At 69.4% G+C, this 1,864-nt stretch carries 1 protein-coding gene; it reads left to right on the forward strand.

Annotated features, from left to right (window positions below):
- On the forward strand, positions 1-1,864 hold a 1,864-nt coding region (locus I71_RS10600), incomplete at both ends, for an Ig-like domain-containing protein (RefSeq protein WP_042694711.1).

The raw sequence follows: 1,864 nt of genomic DNA on the forward strand, positions 1-1,864 counted from the left end.
CGACGCTCAGTGCCGGCACCCGGAACGCCGATGGCACCTGGACCCTCAACGAAGCCCAGCTGTCCGGCCTGACGCTGACCGCCAAGGAGGGAGACACCACCCATCCCATCACCCTCACGGTCGTCTCGACCTCCAGGGAGTTGGAGAACGGCAGCACCGCCGACAGCGACCCGCGGACACTGACCGTCAGCTTCATCAACACGCCGAAGGGCAATGACAGCCTGGACGGCGGCGACGGCAACGACACCATCTTCGGCGGGGCCGGCAGCGACACCCTGACCGGCGGTCTCGGCGACGACAGCCTGGACGGCGGCGACGACAACGACCTGCTGGCCGGCGGTCCCGGCAACGACACCATCGACGGCGGCACCGGCAACGACACGGTCACCTATGCCGCCTCGGCGACCGCGGTGAACGCCAACCTGGCGACCGGAGTCGGCACCGGCGAGGGCACCGACGTCCTGCGCAATCTGGAGAACGTCACCGGTTCGGCCTTCGATGACGTCATCACCGGCGACGGCGGCGCCAATATCCTGCTCGGCGGCGGCGGCAACGACACCATCACCGGCGGGGGCGGGACCGATACCATCCACGGCGGGACCGGCGACGACCTGTCGATCTTCACGGTCGGTACCGACGGCGGCACCGCGACCAATCCGGAGCTGCAGGACGGCGACGCCGGCATCGACACCTTCCGGGTGATGCTGACCGGCGCCCAATTGTCGAACACGTCGATCCTGGCCGACCTGCGCACCCTGCGCGACCGGATCGAGGCGGCGGCGGCCGATCCCAATGCTGCGACCAGGGACACCGACGTCGCCAACGCCGCCACCCTGACCGCGCTCGGCATCAAGGTGGCGGATTTCGAGAAGCTGGAGCTGTATGTCGACGGCCAGCCCGTCGATGTCCGCACCGCGCTGAACTACGCCCCCACGGCGACGGCGGCGACCACCACCACCACCGAAGACAACGCCATTTCCGGCCGGCTGGCGGCGACCGACCAGGACACCGTCAACCACCGAACCGACGAGACGATGACCTTCAAGGGGCCCGGCGTGAACGGCCAGCCGGTGCGCCTCGCGCACGGGACCCTGGTGGTGAACGCCGACGGCACCTTCACCTACACGCCCGACGCGGATTTCAGCGGAACGGAGACCTTCTCCTTCACGGTGACCGACGGCTATGGCGGCACCTCCACCGCCAGCCAGACCATCAAGGTGACCCCGGTCGCCGATGCCATCGCGCTGACCACGCTGAACGCCCGCGGCGACGAGGATGCATCCGGCGGCATCGCCATCGCCCCGACCATCAGGCTGAGCGACGTCGATGCCGCCAGCCCGGAGACGGTGGACACGATCACCCTGACGATGTCCGCCTCGCAGCTGGATGCCGGCGGCGCCAAGCTCTACCTGAACGGCAAGGAGCTGACCCACAGCGGGACCGGCACCTACAGCTGGACGATCCCGACCAGCGCCCTGGTCGCGGTCAACGGGTCGCCGGGAACCTGGACGGTGTCCGGGCTGAAGATCGTCACCGCCCACAACTCCGATGCGGATCTCACCTACACGCTGACGGTCGGCACCAAGGACAGCACCAGCGCCGGCACGGCGACCGGCTCGCAGTCGGCGACCGGCACCATCACGGTGGATGCGGTGGCCGACGCGCCGACTGTGACCGCCGCCGCCGCCGCGACGGACGAGGACACCGCGGTCGCGCTGAAGATCACCCCGGCTCTGACCGACACCGACGGGTCGGAAAGCATCGGCTACGTCACCATCTCCGGCGTGCCGGCGGGGGCGAGCCTCAATCTCGGCACGGTGCTGAGCACCCAGGGCGACGGCAGCACCATCTGGAAGGTCAACGC

The organism is Azospirillum sp. B506 (assembly GCF_000333595.1).
Classification (GTDB): domain Bacteria; phylum Pseudomonadota; class Alphaproteobacteria; order Azospirillales; family Azospirillaceae; genus Azospirillum.